This window comes from Fodinisporobacter ferrooxydans, from assembly GCF_022818495.1.
GTDB lineage: Bacteria > Bacillota > Bacilli > Tumebacillales > MYW30-H2 > Fodinisporobacter > Fodinisporobacter ferrooxydans.
The window spans coordinates 2,820,829-2,841,392 of the sequence record NZ_CP089291.1 but is presented as its reverse complement, the minus strand read 5'-3'; the positions used below and the strand labels follow the sequence as shown (position 1 = coordinate 2,841,392).

At 45.6% G+C, this 20,564-nt stretch carries 19 protein-coding genes; all 19 read right to left on the bottom strand.

Annotated features, from left to right (window positions below):
* Window positions 1-18: 18 nt before the first annotated feature.
* The 19 genes from LSG31_RS13505 to yqfC all read right to left on the bottom strand — a co-directional run bounded on the left by LSG31_RS13505 (window position 19) and on the right by yqfC (window position 20,403).
* Window positions 19-1,140 carry a Nif3-like dinuclear metal center hexameric protein gene (locus LSG31_RS13505; protein WP_347435619.1) on the bottom strand — a complete coding sequence of 374 codons (1,122 nt, stop codon included), beginning with the start codon at window positions 1,138-1,140 and terminating at the stop codon, window positions 19-21.
* Window positions 1,118-1,825 carry a tRNA (adenine(22)-N(1))-methyltransferase gene (locus tag LSG31_RS13500; RefSeq protein WP_347435618.1) on the bottom strand — a complete coding sequence of 236 codons (708 nt, stop codon included), beginning with the start codon at window positions 1,823-1,825 and terminating at the stop codon, window positions 1,118-1,120. The genes LSG31_RS13505 and LSG31_RS13500 overlap by 23 nt, the downstream gene beginning before the upstream one ends.
* A 255-nt stretch (window positions 1,826-2,080) precedes the next feature.
* Window positions 2,081-3,223 (bottom strand): acyl-CoA dehydrogenase family protein, encoded by a 1,143-nt coding sequence (locus LSG31_RS13495; RefSeq protein WP_347435617.1) that lies wholly within the window; start codon window positions 3,221-3,223, stop codon window positions 2,081-2,083.
* Window positions 3,224-3,333: 110 nt separating this feature from the next.
* Window positions 3,334-4,185: a hypothetical protein gene (locus LSG31_RS13490; protein WP_347435616.1), complete on the bottom strand. Its 852-nt coding sequence runs from the start codon at window positions 4,183-4,185 to the stop codon at window positions 3,334-3,336.
* Window positions 4,186-4,461: 276 nt separating this feature from the next.
* Complete coding sequence (gene rpoD, locus LSG31_RS13485) at window positions 4,462-5,604, bottom strand: RNA polymerase sigma factor RpoD (protein ID WP_347439515.1); 1,143 nt, start codon at window positions 5,602-5,604, stop codon at window positions 4,462-4,464.
* Between the two features lie 35 nt (window positions 5,605-5,639).
* Window positions 5,640-7,499, bottom strand: coding sequence for a DNA primase (gene dnaG, locus LSG31_RS13480; RefSeq protein ID WP_347435615.1), 1,860 nt, complete (start codon window positions 7,497-7,499; stop codon window positions 5,640-5,642).
* A gap of 616 nt (window positions 7,500-8,115) precedes the next feature.
* Window positions 8,116-10,713, bottom strand: a complete 2,598-nt coding sequence (ppdK, locus tag LSG31_RS13475; protein ID WP_347435614.1) for a pyruvate, phosphate dikinase — start codon at window positions 10,711-10,713, stop codon at window positions 8,116-8,118.
* Window positions 10,710-11,528 carry a pyruvate, water dikinase regulatory protein gene (locus LSG31_RS13470; RefSeq protein ID WP_347435613.1) on the bottom strand — a complete coding sequence of 273 codons (819 nt, stop codon included), beginning with the start codon at window positions 11,526-11,528 and terminating at the stop codon, window positions 10,710-10,712. Before LSG31_RS13470 ends, ppdK begins: the two co-directional genes overlap by 4 nt.
* An 11-nt stretch (window positions 11,529-11,539) precedes the next feature.
* Window positions 11,540-12,181 carry a transcriptional regulator CcpN gene (ccpN, locus tag LSG31_RS13465; protein ID WP_347435612.1) on the bottom strand — a complete coding sequence of 214 codons (642 nt, stop codon included), beginning with the start codon at window positions 12,179-12,181 and terminating at the stop codon, window positions 11,540-11,542.
* Window positions 12,182-12,301: 120 nt separating this feature from the next.
* The gene (recO, locus tag LSG31_RS13460) at window positions 12,302-13,054 is read right to left on the bottom strand and encodes a DNA repair protein RecO (protein WP_347435611.1); all 753 of its coding nucleotides are present in this window, start codon (window positions 13,052-13,054) and stop codon (window positions 12,302-12,304) included.
* 151 nt (window positions 13,055-13,205) lie between these two features.
* Window positions 13,206-13,349, bottom strand: coding sequence for a YqzL family protein (locus LSG31_RS13455; RefSeq protein WP_347435610.1), 144 nt, complete (start codon window positions 13,347-13,349; stop codon window positions 13,206-13,208).
* Window positions 13,350-13,464: 115 nt separating this feature from the next.
* Window positions 13,465-14,373 carry a GTPase Era gene (gene era, locus LSG31_RS13450; RefSeq protein ID WP_347439514.1) on the bottom strand — a complete coding sequence of 303 codons (909 nt, stop codon included), beginning with the start codon at window positions 14,371-14,373 and terminating at the stop codon, window positions 13,465-13,467.
* Entirely contained in the window at window positions 14,354-14,770 is a 417-nt protein-coding gene (locus tag LSG31_RS13445; protein WP_430734279.1) for a cytidine deaminase, read from the bottom strand. Before LSG31_RS13445 ends, era begins: the two co-directional genes overlap by 20 nt.
* Window positions 14,771-14,804: 34 nt before the next feature.
* Window positions 14,805-15,290, bottom strand: coding sequence for a diacylglycerol kinase family protein (locus tag LSG31_RS13440; protein ID WP_347435608.1), 486 nt, complete (start codon window positions 15,288-15,290; stop codon window positions 14,805-14,807).
* An 11-nt stretch (window positions 15,291-15,301) separates the two neighbouring features.
* Window positions 15,302-15,766: an rRNA maturation RNase YbeY gene (ybeY, locus tag LSG31_RS13435; RefSeq protein WP_347439513.1), complete on the bottom strand. Its 465-nt coding sequence runs from the start codon at window positions 15,764-15,766 to the stop codon at window positions 15,302-15,304.
* Window positions 15,767-15,819: 53 nt separating this feature from the next.
* A complete protein-coding gene (locus LSG31_RS13430; RefSeq protein ID WP_347435607.1) occupies window positions 15,820-17,937 on the bottom strand; it encodes an HD family phosphohydrolase in 2,118 nt (705 codons plus the stop codon).
* Entirely contained in the window at window positions 17,934-18,893 is a 960-nt protein-coding gene (locus LSG31_RS13425) for a PhoH family protein (RefSeq protein ID WP_347435606.1), read from the bottom strand. Before LSG31_RS13425 ends, LSG31_RS13430 begins: the two co-directional genes overlap by 4 nt.
* 14 nt (window positions 18,894-18,907) lie before the next feature.
* Entirely contained in the window at window positions 18,908-20,113 is a 1,206-nt protein-coding gene (yqfD, locus tag LSG31_RS13420; RefSeq protein ID WP_347435605.1) for a sporulation protein YqfD, read from the bottom strand.
* 11 nt (window positions 20,114-20,124) lie between these two features.
* Complete coding sequence (gene yqfC, locus LSG31_RS13415; protein ID WP_347435604.1) at window positions 20,125-20,403, bottom strand: sporulation protein YqfC; 279 nt, start codon at window positions 20,401-20,403, stop codon at window positions 20,125-20,127.
* Window positions 20,404-20,564 lie beyond the last annotated feature (161 nt).

Genomic DNA, 20,564 nt, shown 5'->3' with positions numbered 1-20,564 from the left:
GAAAATAGACGTTCGAACTCAAACCTGTTGGAATGTTTCCGTATCCGTTTCGGAAGCAATACAGCGGATGGACGTTTGTTCCTGAAGCCCGCGCCGGGTAAGTTCCTCGCAAATTTTTTCGCGAATCCATTTTTCTGTGGCATTGTGCCCGGCATCAATGACTGCAAGACGCATGGTTTGCGCATCCTGTGCTTCATGGTATTTGACATCGCCTGTCACAAACACATCCGCGCCCAAGCGTTTTGCTTCCTTGGCCCAATCCATGCCGGCGCCGCCCAATACGGCTACCTTGGAAATCTGCTGCCCTTTGTCACCGACAAAGCGCAAATGTTTGCTTTCCAACCGCTGTTTTGTCCACGCAGCAAATGTTTCTAAAGTCATCGGTTTTGGCAACACGCCAATTCGTCCAATTCCATACTCTTTGCCCATCACTTCGAGAGGATAGAGATCATACGCCACTTCTTCATAGGGATGTGCCTGCAAACATGCCTCGATAATTTTCGTCTGCAATGACCGCGGCACAATCGTTTCCAGCCGGATTTCCCTGACTTTTTCCAACTGCCCTTGCTTTCCGATAAAAGGATCGGTTCCCGTTTGCGGCACAAATGTACCGACACCCGCCGTATTAAAGGTACAATGGCTATAGTTCCCGATCCATCCGGCACCTGCCTCACAAATGGCCGTACGTACATGCTCCGCTTGTTCTTCCGGTACAAATACGACAAATTTTAAAAGCTCCTCGTTGTGTTGTCTGGACAAGATCCGCACATCTTGCAGTTGCAATCGTTCTGCCAATACGTCATTGACGCCGCCTTCCGCAATATCCAGGTTGGTATGTGCGACAAAAACAGCAATCCCATGCTGCAAAAGCTTTTGAATGATGCGGCCCTTTTCCGTATCGAGGCGCAATTCTTTTAACGGTTGAAATAACAGCGCATGATGTGCGACGATCATGTTCGCTCCTTTTTGGACAGCTTCTGCAACAACGTTTTCCGTTACATCCAATGTTGCCAATAACGTATCCACATGTGCATTCGGATCCCCCACTTGCAATCCTACCCGATCCCAGTCCATCGCAAGTGCAGGCGGCGCCCAATCGTTCATCCAGCGCATCACATCAGCGACTTTCGCCATATGCATCCAATACCTCCAGCCATTTTTTTTTCAGCATTTCGAATTGTTCCAGTTTGTCCGTATCCGGTGCATGGGAACGCGCAAGACCTTCCAGGGCGCGATCGATTCGCAAAAGTTCGAGTTTCGCCTTTTCTGCCAGCAATGGATGCCGTTTTTCAAATAAGCGAAGCCCTACTGCATACTGCCAATTCTCCCATGTTTGCGGCTTTGGACTCGGTTCTGCCGCGATGATTTCATACAGAATCCCATCTTCCAACACCAATTCTTCATCGGCGACTTCCCAATTGTGTTGAATCAGAAATTCACGCAGCCGATCTGCGTGATTCATCGGCTGCAGCACGAAACGCTTGACACCCATCAATTTGGGCAATCCCGCCCGGATGATTTCGAGAATGGTACCGCCACCCATCCCGGCGATCACAATCGTTTCCACTTCTTGCGGTTGTATGACCTCAAGGCCATCGCCTTTACGAACCGTTATATGATTTTGCAACTGATATTCCAAGACTGTACGCAGGGCGGATTGATAAGGACCTTCATGCACTTCTCCGGCAATCGCTTGATCGATCTTGCCCGACTGCACCAAAAATACCGGCAAATAGGCATGATCGCTGCCGATATCAGCAACGACACTTTTGCCGGGAATCAGCGATGCAACAGTTTGTAATCGTTTGGAAATCGGAACAGTCAAAAACTTTCCACCCTTTCATTGAATTTCCATACCGTCTATTATACCAGACAACCTTTGTCTGCACGCATTGCTGTACTGCGCAAAAGACAAAAACCCCTCTGCTTCTTTGAAACAGAAAGGTTTCAAGATCCATCCAGATGATTCTAAATAAATCCAAATGGTTATAAATGGTTCTAGGGATACGCCCGCAATTTCTCCATGCAACCTCTACTCGAATCACTACTCGAATCTCTACTCGAATCACTACTCGAATCTCTACTCGCAACCGATTTGCCTTGCGATCACAAGTCTCTGTACTTCCGATGTCCCTTCGCCAATCTCAACCAGCTTGGCATCGCGAAAGAATCGCTCCACATGATAGTCCCTCATATATCCATACCCGCCGAGAATCTGTACCGCTTGATCGCATGTCCGCATGCAGATTTCCGAGGCAAATAATTTTGCCATTGCCGCCTCTTTCGTGAATGGTCTGTGCTGATCTTTCAGCCAGGCAGCTTTTAGCACCTGATTTCTCGCCAATTCAATGTACATGGCCATATCTGCCAATTTAAACTGAATGGCCTGAAATTTCGAAATGCTCTGGCCGAATTGCATGCGCGTTTTTGCATAGGCCAACGCCTTTTCATAAGCGGCCCGGGCAATTCCCACAGACAAGGCACCGATGCTGATTCGTCCGCCATCCAATGTTACGAGAAACTGTTTGAATCCTTCATTCTCTTTCCCCAGCAAATGGTCGTACGGGACCCTCACATCTTCGAGAATCAGCTCGACCGTATTGGAACCGCGCATCCCCAATTTGTCATAGGTAGAGCCGACAGAAAATCCTTTGCTCGATGCGGGCACGATAAAAGCGCTGATGGATCGCGTTCCCTGTTTTGTACCGGTGACAGCCGTGATGACAACAGATCGGGCATATCCCGCATTTGTAATAAAACATTTGGAGCCGTTAATGACCCATTCTTCGCCATCGAGAATGGCTCTTGTCTGCGTACCGCCGGCATCGGAGCCTGCGTTTGGCTCCGTCAAACCGAAAGATCCCAAAGCGGTCCCCTGCGCCAATGGGATCAGATATTCCCGCTTTTGCCGTTCTGTTCCAAAATAATACAATGGAGAACAACCGAGTGAAATATGTGCCGCATAACTTAACCCGGTACTGCCACAAGCGCGCCCGATTTCCTCAACAGCCAGCGCATAACTGATCGTATCCGCTCCACCGCCGCCATAATCTTCAGGGATTGGCAGTCCCATCAAGCCCAATTCCCCCAGTTTGTGAAATGTCTCGATCGGGAATCGCGCCGTTTTATCCACTTCTTCTGCTTTCGGTTCAATCTCTGCAGTCGCATAATCACGAGCCAGGTCGCGAATCATTTTTTGCTCTTTTGTCAGTTCAAAATTCATGTCGAAAATATCCCCCTTTCAATCTCTTGCTTATTAACGAACGTTTGGTAGGTAAACGGATAGAGTAAGCGTTTACAATTCATTTATACATATACTATACACGGAAAGCATTACAAATTCCACCAACGATATAAATGGCCTCTCCATACGATTCCCATGCTTGTCAGTAGCAAAACTTTGAGAAACAGCAGCCCTTCAGAGGCGAAGCTGAGTGGTTGTCCGCCGAACCACTGGTTGATATCCGGAAGAAACAAGGCGAAAACAGCTGCAAAAATCCATACAACGGACGTTTTGACTTGATGGCGAATCATTGCGCTTGCGCAGACGGACAAAAGCATGGCAAATCCGACAGCAAACAAATGTTGTTGAAAATAGGAGACTGTAAAAACATTTCGTTGCAGAAGCAGCCAATCGACAAACAAGACGCACATCAACAGCCCAAGACCGCTAATCCATTTGGAACGGCCGGCGGTACCGATGATGACCCAAAAACAAAAGGCGATCAAAAAGATAAGGGTGCCATTCATACTATGTAAAGGCCAGGAAAACATGCGGTCTGTCAAATATGCCTCCGCAACAAACAACAACGCCATTGCAACAAGTGAAAACATCCGCAAAAGCGGCTTTTGTAAAACAACCGTCAAAATTGTTAAAATGCCGATCATGACTCCCATGATGATGAGTTTGGTTTCAAAAGAAAAATTTTGAAATAGAATAATGCCAATCATGGGTCCTGTCAATACCAAGGCAAACACGGCGTACCAAATCGTTTTCCGAAAAGCGGTTGATGGTTTTGTATGTTGACGAACCATACCGTGAGAAGAAACAGAAACTTGAGCAGCTGTTTGTTCTCCTTCCAGGTATAAATTCAGCAAAAAATCACAATATTCTTTGGGCAGCAGGCGGCTCTCCCGCCATTTTTCGATTTCCCGCATAATAATTTTTCGTTCATGAGGTTGCACTGACAACCCTCCAACTTATCATTGTAAACATCCGTTCTGACTCGGAAGTATTGTATAGGAACATCATTGTATAGAAACATCATACAAGAATCCGGCAAAAAAAGCACTCAATGGAATCGAGTACGTTATATATGCACTTTGTATTTGTGCTTTTATATATCCATGAAAATTAAAAATATCCAATGGAGTTTTAATGAGACTCCATTGGATATGCACACATTTTCTTTTCAAATATTCTCTATTCAAATAGAGGATGTTCAAATCCTATTCAAGGCACTATTCGAGAAAATCTTTCAATCGCTTGCTGCGGCTTGGGTGGCGAAGTTTCCGGAGAGCTTTTGCTTCAATTTGCCGGATCCGCTCCCGAGTGACTCCGAACACTTTCCCAACTTCCTCCAATGTCCGTGTACGTCCATCATCAAGTCCAAAACGCAATCGCAAGACATTTTCTTCCCGCTCTGTCAGTGTATCCAAAACGTCTTCCAATTGCTCTTTCAACAACTCATATGCTGCTGCATCTGCAGGCGCCAATGCCTCTTGGTCTTCAATAAAGTCACCAAGATGCGAATCATCTTCTTCACCGATCGGCGTTTCCAGCGATACCGGTTCTTGCGCAATTTTTTGAATCTCCCGTACCTTCTCCGGACTCATGTCCATCTCTTGTGCAATCTCTTCCGCCGTTGGTTCACGGCCAAGTTCTTGCAGCAACTGTCGAGAAATACGAATCAATTTGTTGATTGTCTCAACCATGTGTACAGGAATCCGGATGGTTCTTGCCTGGTCAGCAATGGCTCTCGTGATCGCCTGCCGAATCCACCATGTCGCGTACGTGCTGAATTTATACCCTTTACGGTAGTCGAATTTTTCAACTGCCTTGATCAATCCCATATTTCCTTCTTGAATCAAATCAAGAAATAACATGCCACGGCCTACATACCGCTTGGCAATACTTACCACAAGGCGCAAATTCGCTTCGGCAAGCCGGCGTTTCGCTTCTTCATCGCCTTTTTCGATCCGTTTGGCAAAATCGATCTCTTCATCTGCCGATAAGAGCGGCACTCTCCCGATTTCTTTCAGATACATGCGAACCGGATCGTTAATTTTGATTCCCGGAGGTACAGACAGATCATCGAAACTGAAATCCTCGTCCTGTACTTCTTCCAAATCCCGTTCTGTGGCATCTTCGTCGAGGTCGAGTTCCTCGTCATCTTCCGATTCATTCAATACTTCAATACCTGTTTCGGACAATTGATCAAAAAAGTCATCGATCTGATCACTATCTTGATCAAAAGGAGACAAACGGTCGATAATTTCGTTGTAGGTGAGAACTCCACGTTTTCTCCCCACTTCCATGAGTTGCTGTTTTACTTGTTCAATTGTTACTTTATTCTCTTCTTCATTCTTATGCATGTTCACCATCACCATCCCGACCCCCTCCTTTCTGCGGAGCAGCGTCATCGTTCTAATTTCCCAGCAGCTTTTAACTCCTGAATTTGTTCACGTACCTGCTGGATTTTCCCTTGCACTTCCCGCATCTGTGCAAAATCTCCTCGGTTACCGCTGGCGATTAATTCCGCCTCAAACTTGCGCAATACCAATTCCGACTGATGCAACTGTATCCTCCGAACATATTCTTCAATCAATCCCGGACGCATATCCAATTGATCGGATCGGGCAAGCAAAAACGTAACGTAAGAAATCAGACGTTCCTCTTGCAAGAATTCAAGAAAGCCCGCTACATTTATATATGTATCAGGTTGTTCGCTCATGTAACGGATGAGTTGTGCAAACAGTACATTGTGTTCATCCACAGAAAATTCAACGAAACCAATATCTTGAACTTGTGTTATGACCCCAATATCGATTAACATATGAGTAAGCAGATATTGTTCGGCAATCACATGAGCAGGCAGCGTTTTTTGCAGAAAAAACCGTTCCATACGCCTCTGCCTGTCAGATGCTGCTGAAACGTTCCGTTTCTCGTGACGATCCGATTGTCTTGCGCTCATGGCCTGTGCTTGCAATTCTGTTTTTAACACATCCATTGAAACTTTAAACTCGGATTCCAGATTCCGCAAATGGATCTCTTGTTCAATCGGGTTCGTTACGGACGCCAAATAGGCCATTGCCGCTTGCAGATATTTGGATTTCCCTTCATTCGTTGAAAGCGCATAGTCTTTGCGCATGATCTGCAGCATGTAGTCGGCTGATGAAATGGCTTCTCGCGTTATCAGGCTTTGAAAATATTCCGAACCATACGTTTTTACCACATCATCCGGATCCAGACCCTGAGGCATTACGGCAACTTTCGCTTCAACGCCTGCCTGATCCAATACGATTGCATTTTTTTTGGCAGCGTTGACGCCTGCTTGGTCGCCGTCATACGCCATCACCACATACTGTGCATTACGCTTTAATATACTGGCTTGATCCGGTGTCAATGCGGTTCCTAAAGCGGCAACAGCATATGGAACGCCAGCTTGATATGCTGAAATCACATCGAGATAGCCTTCACAAAGCAGTGCAGCTCCTGATTTGCGGATTGCCTGTCTTGCCCGATGAAGATTGTAAAGAATTCGACCTTTGTGAAAAAGCGCTGTTTCCGGCGAATTTAAATACTTGGGCTCTCCCTTCGCCATGATTCTCCCACCGAACGCAATACAATTGCCCTGTCCGTCATGAACAGGAAACAGAATTCGGTCACGAAATCGGTCAAATACTTTACCCGGATACTGTCCGCTCTCCGTGAGCAAGCCACATTCCAGCAATAATGCAGCGTCAAAGCCTCGCTTGTGCAAGAAACGTCCAAGAGTATCCCAGGAATCAGGTGCATATCCCAGTTGAAATTCTTCAATTGTACTTTTTCGAAGTCCTCGGCGCTCCAGATAATGTAATGCTTGCACTCCTACTTCCGTATTCATTAAAATGTAATTATAGAACTTTGATGCCAAATCATGTGCTTCCATCATTCGCTTTCGTCGGCGATAGGTCTCGTCTGCTTCTAATTGGCGATCATCAAAGTCAAACGCGACTTGTGTGCGCTTCGAAAGCAATTTTACAGACTCCACAAATGAAATATGCTCAATTTGCATCAAAAATGAAAAAACATTACCGCCTGCTCCACATCCAAAACAATGATAAAATTGTTTCTCTTGTGAAACGGAAAACGATGGGCTTTTCTCAGGATGAAAAGGACAAAGTCCCATAAACGACCGACCTACTCGTTTTAATTGAACATACTCGGATATTACATCCACGATGTCCAATTGCTCGCGAATTTGGTCGAGAATCTCCTGCGGAATTCGTACGCTCATTCCCTAACCACCTTGCAACTGTACGGCAGTCAACAAAATGCCGATAGAAAGGTTTACTATACTGTATTCGGCGATTTCAGGAAATTTCCTTCTCATGTAAAAGAAGTTTGAGAAAGCAACCGTCTTTTCTATCGTGTCAATATCAATTTTTTAATTATTCTACAAAAAGTGATGTTTTCCTTCTCTTTATAATGAAAAATAACACTTTTTTTGACATCGTTCGACAGAATCGCCGCTGCTCTTGACACCGATACATCGTTTGGTTCGTCCCTAGTATCGGCTGGAATTTCTTGAAATATTCCACTTTCATCTTGACATTTACTGAAAAACATGTATAGTAAATTTTTGTAATAAAGGAAACTAAGGCTTTGCCACTCTTTTCGGCAAAGCTTTAGTTGAACATATACTATCCGCCTTTAAAATTTATACTATATGTGCGTGTTCAAAAAGTGGTTAAGTAAGACACAAGGAGTTTTGACTACTTTTTGAACATCCTCTATATGATCGTATAAAATACCCCCCTTGGAGCTTGATAATTCCAAAGAGGGCAAAAACATTTATTTCACTCGATTTTCACTCGATTTTCACTCGATTTTTTATTTGCATTCGATTTTATTCAACACCCGGCTTCTTTGGCAATCGCCACTTGTGCAGCAGCTACGCGGGCAATCGGCAATCGGAACGGCGAGCAGCTTACATACTTGAGGCCAACTTCATGGCAAAATGCGATCGATTTCGGATCTCCGCCATGCTCTCCGCAAATTCCGGTTTTTAGTTGTGCATTTGTTTTCTTGCCTTTTTCCACTCCCATTCGAATCAATTGACCGACACCATCTACATCCAATGTCATAAAAGGATTCGCAGGCAAGATCTCTTGATCCACATAGACCTGCAAAAATTTTCCTTCTGCGTCGTCGCGGCTGAACGCAAATGTCGTCTGTGTCAAATCATTGGTACCAAAAGAGAAAAAGTCTGCATGTTGCGCGATTTGATCTGCCGTAACGGCTGCCCGCGGCAATTCGATCATCGTACCGATCGGTATATTTCGATCTGCCAAACCTTCCTTTTGGATCACACGCTCTACCATTTCCCGCAAAATCCGCAACTCATTGACATGCCCGATCAGCGGTATCATGATCTCGGGAATCGGATTCATCCCTCCGGCAATCAAACGCTTCGTTGCCCGGCAAATGGCGTTTACTTGCATTTCGTAAATTTCCGGATACGTAATCCCCAGGCGACATCCGCGATGCCCCAGCATCGGGTTGGATTCATGAAGCGCCTTCACTTTGCGAACAATTGCCTCATCCATGGACCCGCTTGTCGTTTCATCGATCCGCGGCAAAAATTCGTGCAATGGCGGATCAAGCAGGCGAATGGTCACAGGCAGCCCATCCATGGCCAAAAGAATCCCATAAAAATCTTCTTCCTGCATGGGCAACAACTGATCCAACGCTTGCTTTCGATCTGCAAAACTGTCTGCAAGAATCATGTTTTGCACCACCGGAATGCGTTCCGGGTCCATAAACATATGTTCTGTTCTGCACAATCCCACACCCTGTGCTCCGTACTCGACGGAACGTCTGGCATCGACAGGATTATCTGCGTTGCTCATGACGAGCAGCTTGCGGTATTGATCCGCCCACTCCAGTATTTTTTTCATCTCCTCTGTCAACTCTGGATCGATCATCGGTACGGCGCCAAGAATCACTCGTCCCGTACTGCCGTCTACTGTAATCCAGTCGCCTTCTTTCAACGCTTGTTCGCCAATCCAAAGGCAGTTGTTCTCCGGATCAAAACTCAGTTGTTCACATCCGCATACACAAGGTTTTCCCATTCCGCGCGCAACAACGGCAGCATGGCTGGTCATGCCGCCCCGGGCGGTCAAGATGGCTTCAGCTGCGAGTATCCCATGAATGTCTTCCGGAGTGGTTTCCGGACGTACGAGTATGGTTCGGAGACCTTTTTTCATCTGTTCTTCCGCATGATCTGCAGTGAAGACAATACTTCCGCTGCCGGAACCGGGCGATGCCGGCAATCCTGTTGCTGCAACTTCCACTTTGGCGTCAGGATCGATTCTTCTGTGCAGACTTTGTCCCAACTGCTCCGCATCCACTCGCCGCAACGCCTCTTTTGTATCGATTACACCTTCATCCACAAGATCAACCAAAATTTTCAAGGAAGCTTGCGATGTGCGTTTCCCATTGCGTGTTTGCAAAATATACAGTTTGCCGCGTTCAACTGTAAACTCGATGTCTTGCATGTCTTTGTACGTATGTTCCAATAGATTGCACAACTGCACGAATTGTTCGTAGATCGCAGGCATCGTTTGCGCCAACTCGGCAATCGGACGAGGTGTGCGGATTCCCGCCACTACGTCTTCACCTTGTGCATTCACGAGAAATTCGCCGAAAATTTTCTTTTCGCCTGTAGAAGGGTTGCGGGTAAATGCAACACCTGTACCGCAATCGTCTCCAAGGTTGCCAAATACCATCATTTGCACATTGACCGCAGTTCCTATGGAATCAGGGATATTATTAATTTTCCGATAGATTTTCGCCCGTTGGTTGTTCCATGAGCGAAACACCGCTTCAATCGCTTGCAGAAGCTGTGTTTTTACATCCTGCGGGAAATCTTCTTTCGTATGTTTTTTGATCAGCTTTTTATACTCGCTGACCAGTTGTTCCCATTGTTCTGCTGTTACTTGTGTATCATCCGTCAAGTCTGCTTGTTCTTTCAACGCTTGCAAACGTATTTCAAATACATGATGTTCGATTCCCAAAACCACATTTCCGAACATTTGGATAAATCTGCGATAGCAATCGAGAGCAAATCGCTTATCCTTGGATTGGTCAATTAAACCTTGAACCGTCTCATCATTTAAACCGAGATTTAAAATGGTATCCATCATGCCCGGCATAGAGATTGCAGCTCCGGAGCGAACCGAGACCAACAAAGGATTCTCTTTGCCGCCAAACACCTTTCCCGTCATCGACTCCAATTGCTGCATCGCCTGTTCCACTTCATCGATCAGCGCTTTTTGCAATCGCTGGCCTTCTTCGTAATACCGGTTACAACTGGCAGTAGTAATCGTAAATCCCGGCGGCACCGGCAATCCGTGATTTGTCATGTCTGCCAAATTGGCGCCTTTCCCCCCTAATACATCTCGCATCTCCCGCGAACCTTCGGAAAATAGCAATACATTGCGAATCATATGGTATGTCCTCCCCGTTTCATCAAATCGAGAATGATACTTGCCGTTTCCTCAACCGCCTTATTGCTGACATTGATAACCGGACATCCTAATCGCTTCATGATTTTATCCGCAAATTCCAATTCAAAAAGAATTCTCTCATATTTGGCGTAACTTGCCTGCGGAGTCAATCCAAGGGATTTTAAACGTTCCTGGCGAATCAAATTCAATTCATCCGGATTGATCGTAAGACCGATAATATGCTTGACCGGCAACTGAAACAGTTCGTCAGGCGGGGAACTTTCCGGGACTAACGGAACGTTGGCAACTTTTATCCGCCGATGTGCCAGATACATGCTTAACGGAGTTTTGGATGTGCGAGACACCCCGATCAATACGACATCTGCCCGCAACAATCCTCGTGAATCCCGTCCATCGTCGTACTTGACTGCAAACTCCACGGCTTCCACCCGTCGAAAATAATCTTCGTCTAATTGATGAACCAATCCCGGGCGCAACTTTGGCTCTTGTTTGTATACGGTCCGAAATGCGTCAATCATCGGTCCCATAATGTCAACAACGTGAACTCCCGCTGCTGCCGCGTAATCCATCATCGCATTGCGGAGAGATGGCAAAATCAAGGTAAACGCAATAAATCCGCCTACTTCTTTTGCCGCCAGGACAACTTCTTTAATGGAATCCTCATCATCGACGTAAGAAACCCGCCGTATTTCATAATGTCCGCTATCAAATTGACTTGCTGCCGCCCGTACGACAAACTCGGCAGTCTCTCCGATGGAATCGGATACCACGTACACAATTTGTTGTTCTAACATGCGTTCCCTCCTTAAATTTCCCGGTTGGTTCCTAATTCCACAAATACTTTCGTAATCGTGGTCTTGGTGATTCTTCCAACAACTTTCAATTCTTTGGAATCCCTTAAAACTTTCACAACCGGCAAAGTATCGATTTGAAAATCAATTAATTTCTTCGCCGCCTGATACAAGCTGTCTTCCAACTCCACATAAATCAAATTGGGCATTCTTGTCATAGCGAGTGTAACCGGTACATCTTTTGATTCCCGCTGGCCAATTGCTACTTTTAATAAATCTTTTCTTGAGACAATCCCCACTAACGTTCCTTCTCCTTTTACGACAAACAACGAACCCACATCTTCCAAGAACATGGTGACAATGGCATCATAAACGGAAGTCTGCTCTTCAATCACGACGGGAACAGACTTGTAGTCTTTGACAAGATATTTGCGGATTTCATCGCCAAAAATTTGCTCCGTTTTCTTGCCTGCATAGTAGTAACCAACGCGCGGGCGTGCTTCCAAAAAACCGGCCATCGTCAAAATCGACAAATCGGGACGCAATGTGGCACGAGTCAGATGCAGTTGTTCCGCTATTTGCTCCCCTGTGATGGGGCCATTCATGCGAACAATATCAATAATCTTTTGTTGGCGTGCAGATAGTTCGATATTCATCCACCCCACTATTGATTGTGACATACTATATAAATAATTTCCGCTAATTAGTATATAACATATTTACAGCTGATTTTCTAGTAAAATATGATTCGAAAAAAAAAACAAAACAGCTGCATACTATAACAGCCGTTCGATTTGTTCAAGAAAATGTCTTGATTTCAGTGTAACTCCAGCAAAATGATCAAGAAAATACCACAAAATAAAACGCAACTCCTGCTTAATCTCGCTCCGAATGGCAACCGTTCGCAGCCGATCAATCGGAATCGTTTGAAAGACTATCAACAGTTTCCACGTCTCTTTGTGAATGGATCGTACATGTTTGGTAAATCCGGCGCACACCGGACAGATCACACCGCCCTCTGCAAAATGAAAATGCTGAAAAGGATGAACCGCTTGTCGGCAATTGACACATACGTCTAAAATCGGACGTACACCGAGCAGCTGCAGTGCTTTCATTTCGAAAATTCTGCAGATAATTTCCGCATCCTGTCCGTCTGCCAGCTGTTGCAAACTTCCTTGCAGAAACCGATATATACTTTCGGATGGCTCTCGTTCTTCCACGCACCTGTTCAGCAATTCGACAATATACGTGGCATATGCAGTAGAAACCAAATCCTCCCGTATGTTGCGATAACTTTGCAAAACTTCCCCCTGCTCGATTCTCCCCATTCCTTGCCTGCCTAACGCAATCAAGAAATTGGCACGTGTAAACAAATGACTCAATGCAGCAAGACGACTTTGCGGCTTTTTAACACCCCGAATCATACAGGAAAATTTCCCATACTTGTATGTATAGATTGTTAAAATCTTATGTGTTTCTCCATAATCGATCCCACGGATTACTATGCCTTCAACCGTTTCCAATGCCATGCCTGTTCCCCCAGCACAGATAGTACAAAAAGCAGGCATTCATTGTTGATACGGGAGCAGACACGTATCCCTGAATGCCTAGTGGTTGTATTGCGAAATCTTACACTATCCTTTGCACCTGTTTTTCCGTTAAAAATTTGAAAAAGCCGTATCAATCGGATGGAGAGCTTTCCTGATCTTCCGTTTCGCCTTCGTACATCTGCTGGACAGGGCTCAGCAGTTCTAAATCTTTATACAAAAGATAAGCATTGATTTCGCCCGTTTTCGCAAAGACGTTCCAAGAAAAATCCCGCACAGCAACCATCCTCTCTGCAAAGCATGTTACAGAATTTGAGGTGATATGAAATTGTAAATATAGAATGCCACAGAATTTATGGACATATACTGGAAGTATTTTTCTGCATCCTATTCTAATCCTGATGCTCTGTAAAACCGAAGTTGCGCAACAAACGCTCCTGGTTGCGCCAATCTTTTTTCACTTTGATCCATAATTCCAGATACACTTTTGATCCCAACAAGCGTTCAATGTCGCGACGCGCCAATTGACCGATTTTTTTTAACAGTTCTCCCTGTTTTCCGATCAAAATCGCTTTTTGCGAGTCTCTCTCCGTGTAAATTAAGGCATGGATGTATACCATGCTCTTCTCTTCCCGGGATTCCATCTGCTCGACAACGACAGCAACAGAATGGGGAATTTCCTCTCTCGTCAAATGCAGCACTTTTTCCCGGATCAATTCTGCCGCGATAAATCGCTCCGGATGGTCTGTCACTTGGTCACCCGGGTAATACATGGGGCCTTCCGGCAAATATTCACCGATGATCTGCAAAAAGCGATCGATATTTTGACCTTTTAATGCCGATGCAGGAATAATTTCCGCAAATGGATAGAGATCTTTATAAAAATCGATGGCCGCCAATACTTTTTCCGGCGGTGCGAGATCCGTTTTATTCAAAACCAGAATCACTTTCGTTCGAACCCGTTTGAGCATCTCGATAATGTATTCATCGCCGCCGCCGTACCCTTCCGAAACATCCGTAATGAATACGACCAGATCGACTTCTCCCAAGGTATTTTCAGCGATTTTGACCATATAGTTGCCAAGCTTGCTGTGGGGTTTATGAATACCGGGCGTATCGAGAAAAATCCCCTGCATCTGTTGATTTGTTAAAATTCCCATAATTCGATTTCGGGTCGTTTGCGGCTTGTCCGACATGATGGCAATCTTTTGCCCCACAATTGTATTTAATAATGTGGATTTGCCTACGTTCGGCCTGCCGACAATCGCTATAAACCCGGACTTAAACCGATTCTCTTGTATCTTCACGTATATCCATATCCTCCTTTGTAAAAGCGCCCGGCAAGAGTTCGCCAACGGTTGTGTCAAGCAGATCTCCGCGCAGATTCATCATCCGGACTTGCGTATCTTTGGGGCAAAACTCCACCATCACCTGGCGACAGGCTCCACAAGGAGAAACGGGCTCGCTGGTGTCTGCCACCACGACAATTCCTTCGATTTCCGATTTTCCTTCCGATATGGCTTTAAAGATGGCCGTCCGTTCTGCACAATTCGTCAATCCAAAGGAGGCATTTTCAATATTGCAACCTGTCACAATTTCACCGGATTTTAAAGCCAGTGCTGCCCCTACGGGAAAATGGCTATACGGAACATACGCATGTGCGCGAGCGTTCAAAGCTGCCTGAGCCAACTTTTGCATACGTTCATTCGTCATCAATGCGGCCCCCCAACATTCATTTACGCATGGATTTCCGATATTGCAAGGCACCTAAAACGGTGATAACTACAATCATGAATCCCAGAACAGCCAACATGAATGGCAACGGTTGTGCCTTGATTTCGGACAGATGGCGGATACGAAAAGGAAACACACAGTCGGAAAACACCAGATAGCCGGTAATGATCGCGTTCAGTGCAGCTAATAAAACGGCTGCCGCCGCCGTATCCTTTGCAATTTTGGCAAACGGATGGACTCCTTTATCCGCATAGTCAATCGTCTTTTCAATTGCAGTATTGACAAGTTCCATACAGATTACGAGGACGATCGAAAAAAAAACGGCAATCATGCCATATTTCGATACGTCCAACACAATGGTAGCCAATATGGCGATTGTCGCTATGACAAAGTGGATTCTCATATTCTGCTGTGTGGCTAAAGCATATGCGAGTCCGGCAAAGGCGTAACCAAAACTGCGTATCAACCGTTTCCAATGGATCATGTGTACTCCCTCTAATCTCGGGTTAAACCAACCGTTTTTAGAATATCCTCCTGTCTGCGGAACATATCTTTTTCCTCTTCTTCCGTCTCATGATCATATCCGATTAAATGCAAAAATCCGTGAACAGCCAAAAATGCCAACTCACGTTCGACAGAGTGGCCATATTCTGCTGCTTGCCGCTCCATTGTCTCGATCGAAATCACGATGTCGCCAAGAGAGTCCCATTCGTTTGCATGTTCCGGCAACCCGTAATCGAATTCCGGTTCATCCTCGCCTTGTTCCTGCAAGGCAAAGGAAAGTACATCCGTCGGCCGATCGACACCTCTGTATTCCCGATTTAATTCGTGAATTCTCGCATCGTCCACAAGCGACACGGCTACCTGATACCCTTCGATATCTTCATAATCGGCAGCCGCTTGCAATACCTTGTCCAAAAACGCCTGAACATCGACGGATACGGATATATGCCTGTTCATCTCGGAAATGACTTCTACTTCAATATACTTGGAACTCAATCCACTCACTCCTGTCACTGCCTATTCCCTGTCATTTTCTGAGTTTTTGCAGGGTCTGGATATTCAATACGTGCATGATAAATTCCGTTCAATGTGCGCTTGAAAGCATCGGCAATTTTATCCAGATCTTTAAAATTCAAATCACACTCATCCAGCTGACCGTCCGACAACCGGTCTTTGATGATTTTATGAATCGTTGCTTCCACCCGTTGCGGAGTCGGTCTGCCCATCGCCCGCACAGCCGCTTCCACCGCATCACACAACATGACGATGGCAATTTCCCGCGTTTGCGGTTTCGGGCCTTCATAGCGGAAATCGTCAAGTGTTACTGTACCGCTTTTGTCTTGTTCAAGTGCTTTGTTATAGAAATACCACAGTACGGTAGTCCCATGATGCTGTGCGGCAAAATCGCGAATCGCTTTCGGCAAATGGTGCTGCTCCTGCATTTCCACACCATCCCGGACATGTGATGTGATAATCAAATGACTTAAACTTGGCGCGATTTTATCGTGCGGGTTTTCTTTTGCCATTTGATTTTCCACAAAAAACATCGGACGCTTCATTTTGCCGACATCGTGATAATATGCCCCGACCCGGCAGAGCAGCGCATTGGCACCGATCGCTTCTGCAGCCGCTTCCGCCAAATTGCCGACAATCAAGCTATGATGATACGTCCCCGGAGCTTCCATCAGCAGTTGTTTCAACAAGGGATGATTGGGATTGGACAATTCCAACAAACTGATCGGCGTCAATAAACCAAACGAACTTTCCAAAAACGGCGAAAAACCGGTTGCCAAAATTCCGGCAAACAACCCTCCGATGACGCCAAACAACGTCTCCAATCCAAATGTACGCCAACCGTTGTCCGTATTGAACAGCAATAATTGCATGGCCGCAATCGACAGAATATTCGACCCCGCCACAATAAAAGCAGCTCGAATAAATACATACCGCTGCTTTACGTTGGCCACCGCATAAATGCCCGTCAAACAACTAATCCAGCTATAAAAAAACAATTCAAAACGATAATTAAAAAGGATCGCCGTATATAAGGAAAATATAAACGAAGAAAAAATTGCAAGTTTGGTATCGAGCAAGACAGCTACCAAGATCCCCCCCATCGCTACCGGGACGAGGTAATTGCTGGTAGAAGGCAAGCCAAAATCTTGCCCCAGGCTGACAATCCGGACAAATGCCGTCGTGATCAAGATCAAAAGTGCATGAAGCAAAAGCAAATGATTATCTTCGGAAGTGGCCGTACGCGTCACTTCACTATAGATGGCGAGGATCGCCGTTACCAGCAGGATCGCGCCGGCAAGCCCGAAATACAAATTGTAATTGGGTTGTTGGGATAATAATTTCAAATCCCGCAGCTTCGAAAGCTTTTCCTGATCGATCATTTGTCCGCGGTGCACAATGAGGTCTCCCTTATTGATCCATTGTTCCGGTACGTTTTGCATCGCCTGATCCCGCAACTGCTTGGTCTGATCCGGCAAATACAAGACATTCGGTTTTAGCACAGACAAAACCAGATTGCGGATCATCATCCGCAATTGCTTGGCGGCATCGATATATACCAATTGGTTATCGACAATGGAACTGGGATTTTGCATGTCCTCTTCCGTCAATTTTTTGCTCAAAATCGCTTCCGATATGCGAATCGATTCATTATGTACGACCATCGCTTCTTCCGCCGTTAACGATAGATATTGCTGCAAGTCGGCCTGCGACAGGCGCGGCGGCGCTACCTGCTTCAACTTTGCAAGACGCTGGTCGTTTGACAGGCTTTTAGCCGTGATGACTTGATTCAACGTGTTGAACAATTTGTCGATTTGATTGACGGCATCATCCTCGATCGTCGTATCGATCGTCGTTTGTTCCGGTATTTTATTGGCGACCGCTTGCCTGGCCTTCTGCGTAGCGAGTGTATCAACCGCATCAAAAGGCGCCCGAATATCGACCGGGCTGATATCTCCTACATGAAAATCAAATCGCTGGGGCAAGACAGCACCAATCATGATAAAGTACAGGAGAATCGCCAGAACGGCATAGATTCCCCATTTGATTCTGGAATTTTTGCGAAACCCCGAATTGGATAATTTGTCATGCAAGCCGTGCAGGAATCGACTCATGCTTCTTCCTCCACCTGGTATGCAGCGATGATGCGCTGTACAAGCTGATGCCTGACAACGTCAGACTCATGCAATTGGACAAAGGAAATTCCTTTGACATCTTTTAAAATCCGCACTGCTTCATGAAGACCGGAACGTTTGCCTTTTGGCAAATCCACTTGTGTAATATCGCCGGTGATGACCATTTTGGATCCAAATCCGAGTCTCGTTAAAAACATTTTCATTTGTTCATGTGTGGTATTCTGCGCTTCATCCAAAATCACGAAGGAATCATCCAATGTGCGGCCGCGCATATACGCCAATGGCGCGATTTCAATCGCTCCCCGCTCCAGGGACTTGGCTACGTTTTCCGCACCGAATACATCGTACAGACCATCGTATAACGGACGCAAATAAGGATCCACTTTCTCCTGCAAATCTCCCGGCAAAAACCCGAGATTCTCACCTGCTTCCACAGCCGGCCGAGTCAGAATGATTCGCTTCACAAGACCTTTTTTCAACGCCTGTACCGCCATTACGACTGCCAGATACGTTTTTCCCGTACCTGCCGGACCGATCCCAAACACGATGTCATGTTTGCGGATCTGGTTAATATATCTGCGCTGCCCAAGTGTTTTTACACGAATCGGCTTGCCTTTAAACGTAACTCCGATCTCTTCTGTAAATAACTCGATAAGTTCTTCCAGATTCCCTGATTTGGACAGCTCGATGGCATAGGAAATATCCCGGACGTTCAATTTTACGTTTTGTCTGATCAAGCGCAACAAAGCGGAGAATAGTTGTTCAATCTGGTCGACTTCCGCCGGCAGCCCTGTAATCATCAATTCCGTGCCGCGTGTGACGATTTGCGCCTGATACGCTTCCTCTACTTTTTTCAGATTGGCATCATGCGTGCCAAATAAAGAAATGGCTTCTTGATTGTCTTGCAAGTGGATTTTTTGTGTTTTTGTATCCAAAAAAGCACATCTCCTCACTGAGTATCGCCGGACTCCGGTGAATTCGGCGGAGTATAGGCCGAGGTCTGGCCAATATCTTCTTCAGCTTCTGTTAAGATCTCCATATATAGCTTACCATGCTCAAGCTTCTCCTGTAAAACATCCTGCTTCATGATCGTTCCATTTGCATCCATTTGTGTATGCACATCTTTTTGGATCAATTTCATTCCTTCTTCCTTTGCTTGCGGCAAGGAGAGCGTGGCGGATGATGTTTGAACCTGATAATAATCGGTTTCCCGAAATTGGACCGGCAGCTTGAAACTGCCAATTTGCCAATTGGAGTCTTTTGACACTTCTTCATAATGGGCAAAAGGCAATTGACCATACCCCCAAACTTGAATGGGCAAACGATTGAACATGAGGAAATCTTTTTTTACTTTTTCTCCGGTAAAGGTTTTATGTGTGACTTGCAGCGGGATTTCTACTTTGCTTGTATACCATACTTGTGCTTTGACCGTTCCGCTTGCAGCAACCGGCTGATTGGCGCCGATATCGCCTGTAATCAACAATTCCCCTTTGTAGACAGTTTGTCCCTTCTGAACGACTGATTTACCCCTGTGCACAAGGATTTGTGTAATTGTGCCGCTTTTCTTTGCAATCACATTTTGCGGGCCGGTCGGTTCCGGCTGATGTTGGGGAATTTTCTCGACCACTTGTACTGTGATGTTTGTCCCATGCACTTGAATGCCCGCCCAGGAAAGCTGCGGCATGACATCCAGGAGCTTTGACTGCAATGTATCAAGATCGCCGATTTTATATTTGAATGCTCCGCGATAAATCCCCAGATTTCGCAAAGCAGCTTGTACGCTTTCCGGGGAAATCGTTTTTGTACCTTCGATGTCGATGGACCATACAAAGGACGTCATGGTATATAACATGAGGAGGAATACCAGAAATCCTGCAACAAATGCCTTTCTTCGCAGTCCCTTGCGAATCCAAAAGGGAATGCCGGTCCGTTTGCCAATCCGAAGTTTGCAGCGATTGGCGCGAATGACAGGACGCAGCCGCCAAAAATCATCCAAATATGTATAAAATTGAACAGAGCCATTTCGCCCATGCCGGATATTCCACAGCGCAATTTGTTCCAATCGCGCTTGATTTAGAAGATTCGGAATATCACCGCCATACAGCGTTACAATCAGATATCCTTTCCAGATATCCAGAATCCATTGCCCGTGCATATCATCACCTGCTACTGTACATATTGAATTGCGTCGATTTGGCCTTCAATCATCACTTGATCGTCTACAATCCGTTTGATTTCCAGGGTAGAGCCTTTGATAATCAACTGGCCTTTTGTCAACTGCAGCCGTAATTGTTTGTCCGAAAATTCCATAACCGAATGAAAATTTTCCACATATGCCTGAAGTCCGCCGATCAGTGTTACCCGCGGAACATCGAGAAGTGCATCTTTGGGTAAATCCAAAAAATCTGTCGCCAATTTTTTTACTCGTTTGCCAATCGACCACAATCCTCTACACCGCCTTTCCCTCTCTTTGAAACATATGCACTCTATATCACCCATAGACCTGCTTTCAAAGGACCTTCTTTCAAAAAAGAAGAATACAAAAAACACCCCGCATATTTCTATGCAAGGTGTTTCTCGGTTATCTATTCAAATTCCCAATCCGG

Excerpts from the sequence above, each read along its gene's own strand:
- dnaG (WP_347435615.1), bottom strand. The coding sequence starts at position 7,499 with ATGAGCGTACGAATTCCGCAGGAGATTCTCGACCAAATTCGCGAGCAA.
- ybeY (WP_347439513.1), bottom strand. The coding sequence starts at position 15,766 with ATGAACAGGCATATATCCGTATCCGTCGATGTTCAGGCGTTTTTGGAC.
- ccpN (WP_347435612.1), bottom strand. The coding sequence starts at position 12,181 with ATGAATATCGAACTATCTGCACGCCAACAAAAGATTATTGATATTGTT.
- rpoD (WP_347439515.1), bottom strand. The coding sequence starts at position 5,604 with ATGGTGAACATGCATAAGAATGAAGAAGAGAATAAAGTAACAATTGAA.
- yqfD (WP_347435605.1), bottom strand. The coding sequence starts at position 20,113 with ATGCACGGGCAATGGATTCTGGATATCTGGAAAGGATATCTGATTGTA.
- LSG31_RS13430 (WP_347435607.1), bottom strand. The coding sequence starts at position 17,937 with ATGAGTCGATTCCTGCACGGCTTGCATGACAAATTATCCAATTCGGGG.
- LSG31_RS13505 (WP_347435619.1), bottom strand. The coding sequence starts at position 1,140 with ATGCATATGGCGAAAGTCGCTGATGTGATGCGCTGGATGAACGATTGG.
- recO (WP_347435611.1), bottom strand. The coding sequence starts at position 13,054 with ATGGCATTGGAAACGGTTGAAGGCATAGTAATCCGTGGGATCGATTAT.
- LSG31_RS13445 (WP_430734279.1), bottom strand. The coding sequence starts at position 14,770 with ATGCAAAAGTTGGCTCAGGCAGCTTTGAACGCTCGCGCACATGCGTAT.
- ppdK (WP_347435614.1), bottom strand. The coding sequence starts at position 10,713 with ATGATTCGCAATGTATTGCTATTTTCCGAAGGTTCGCGGGAGATGCGA.
- LSG31_RS13495 (WP_347435617.1), bottom strand. The coding sequence starts at position 3,223 with ATGAATTTTGAACTGACAAAAGAGCAAAAAATGATTCGCGACCTGGCT.
- LSG31_RS13470 (WP_347435613.1), bottom strand. The coding sequence starts at position 11,528 with ATGTTAGAACAACAAATTGTGTACGTGGTATCCGATTCCATCGGAGAG.
- LSG31_RS13440 (WP_347435608.1), bottom strand. The coding sequence starts at position 15,290 with ATGATCCATTGGAAACGGTTGATACGCAGTTTTGGTTACGCCTTTGCC.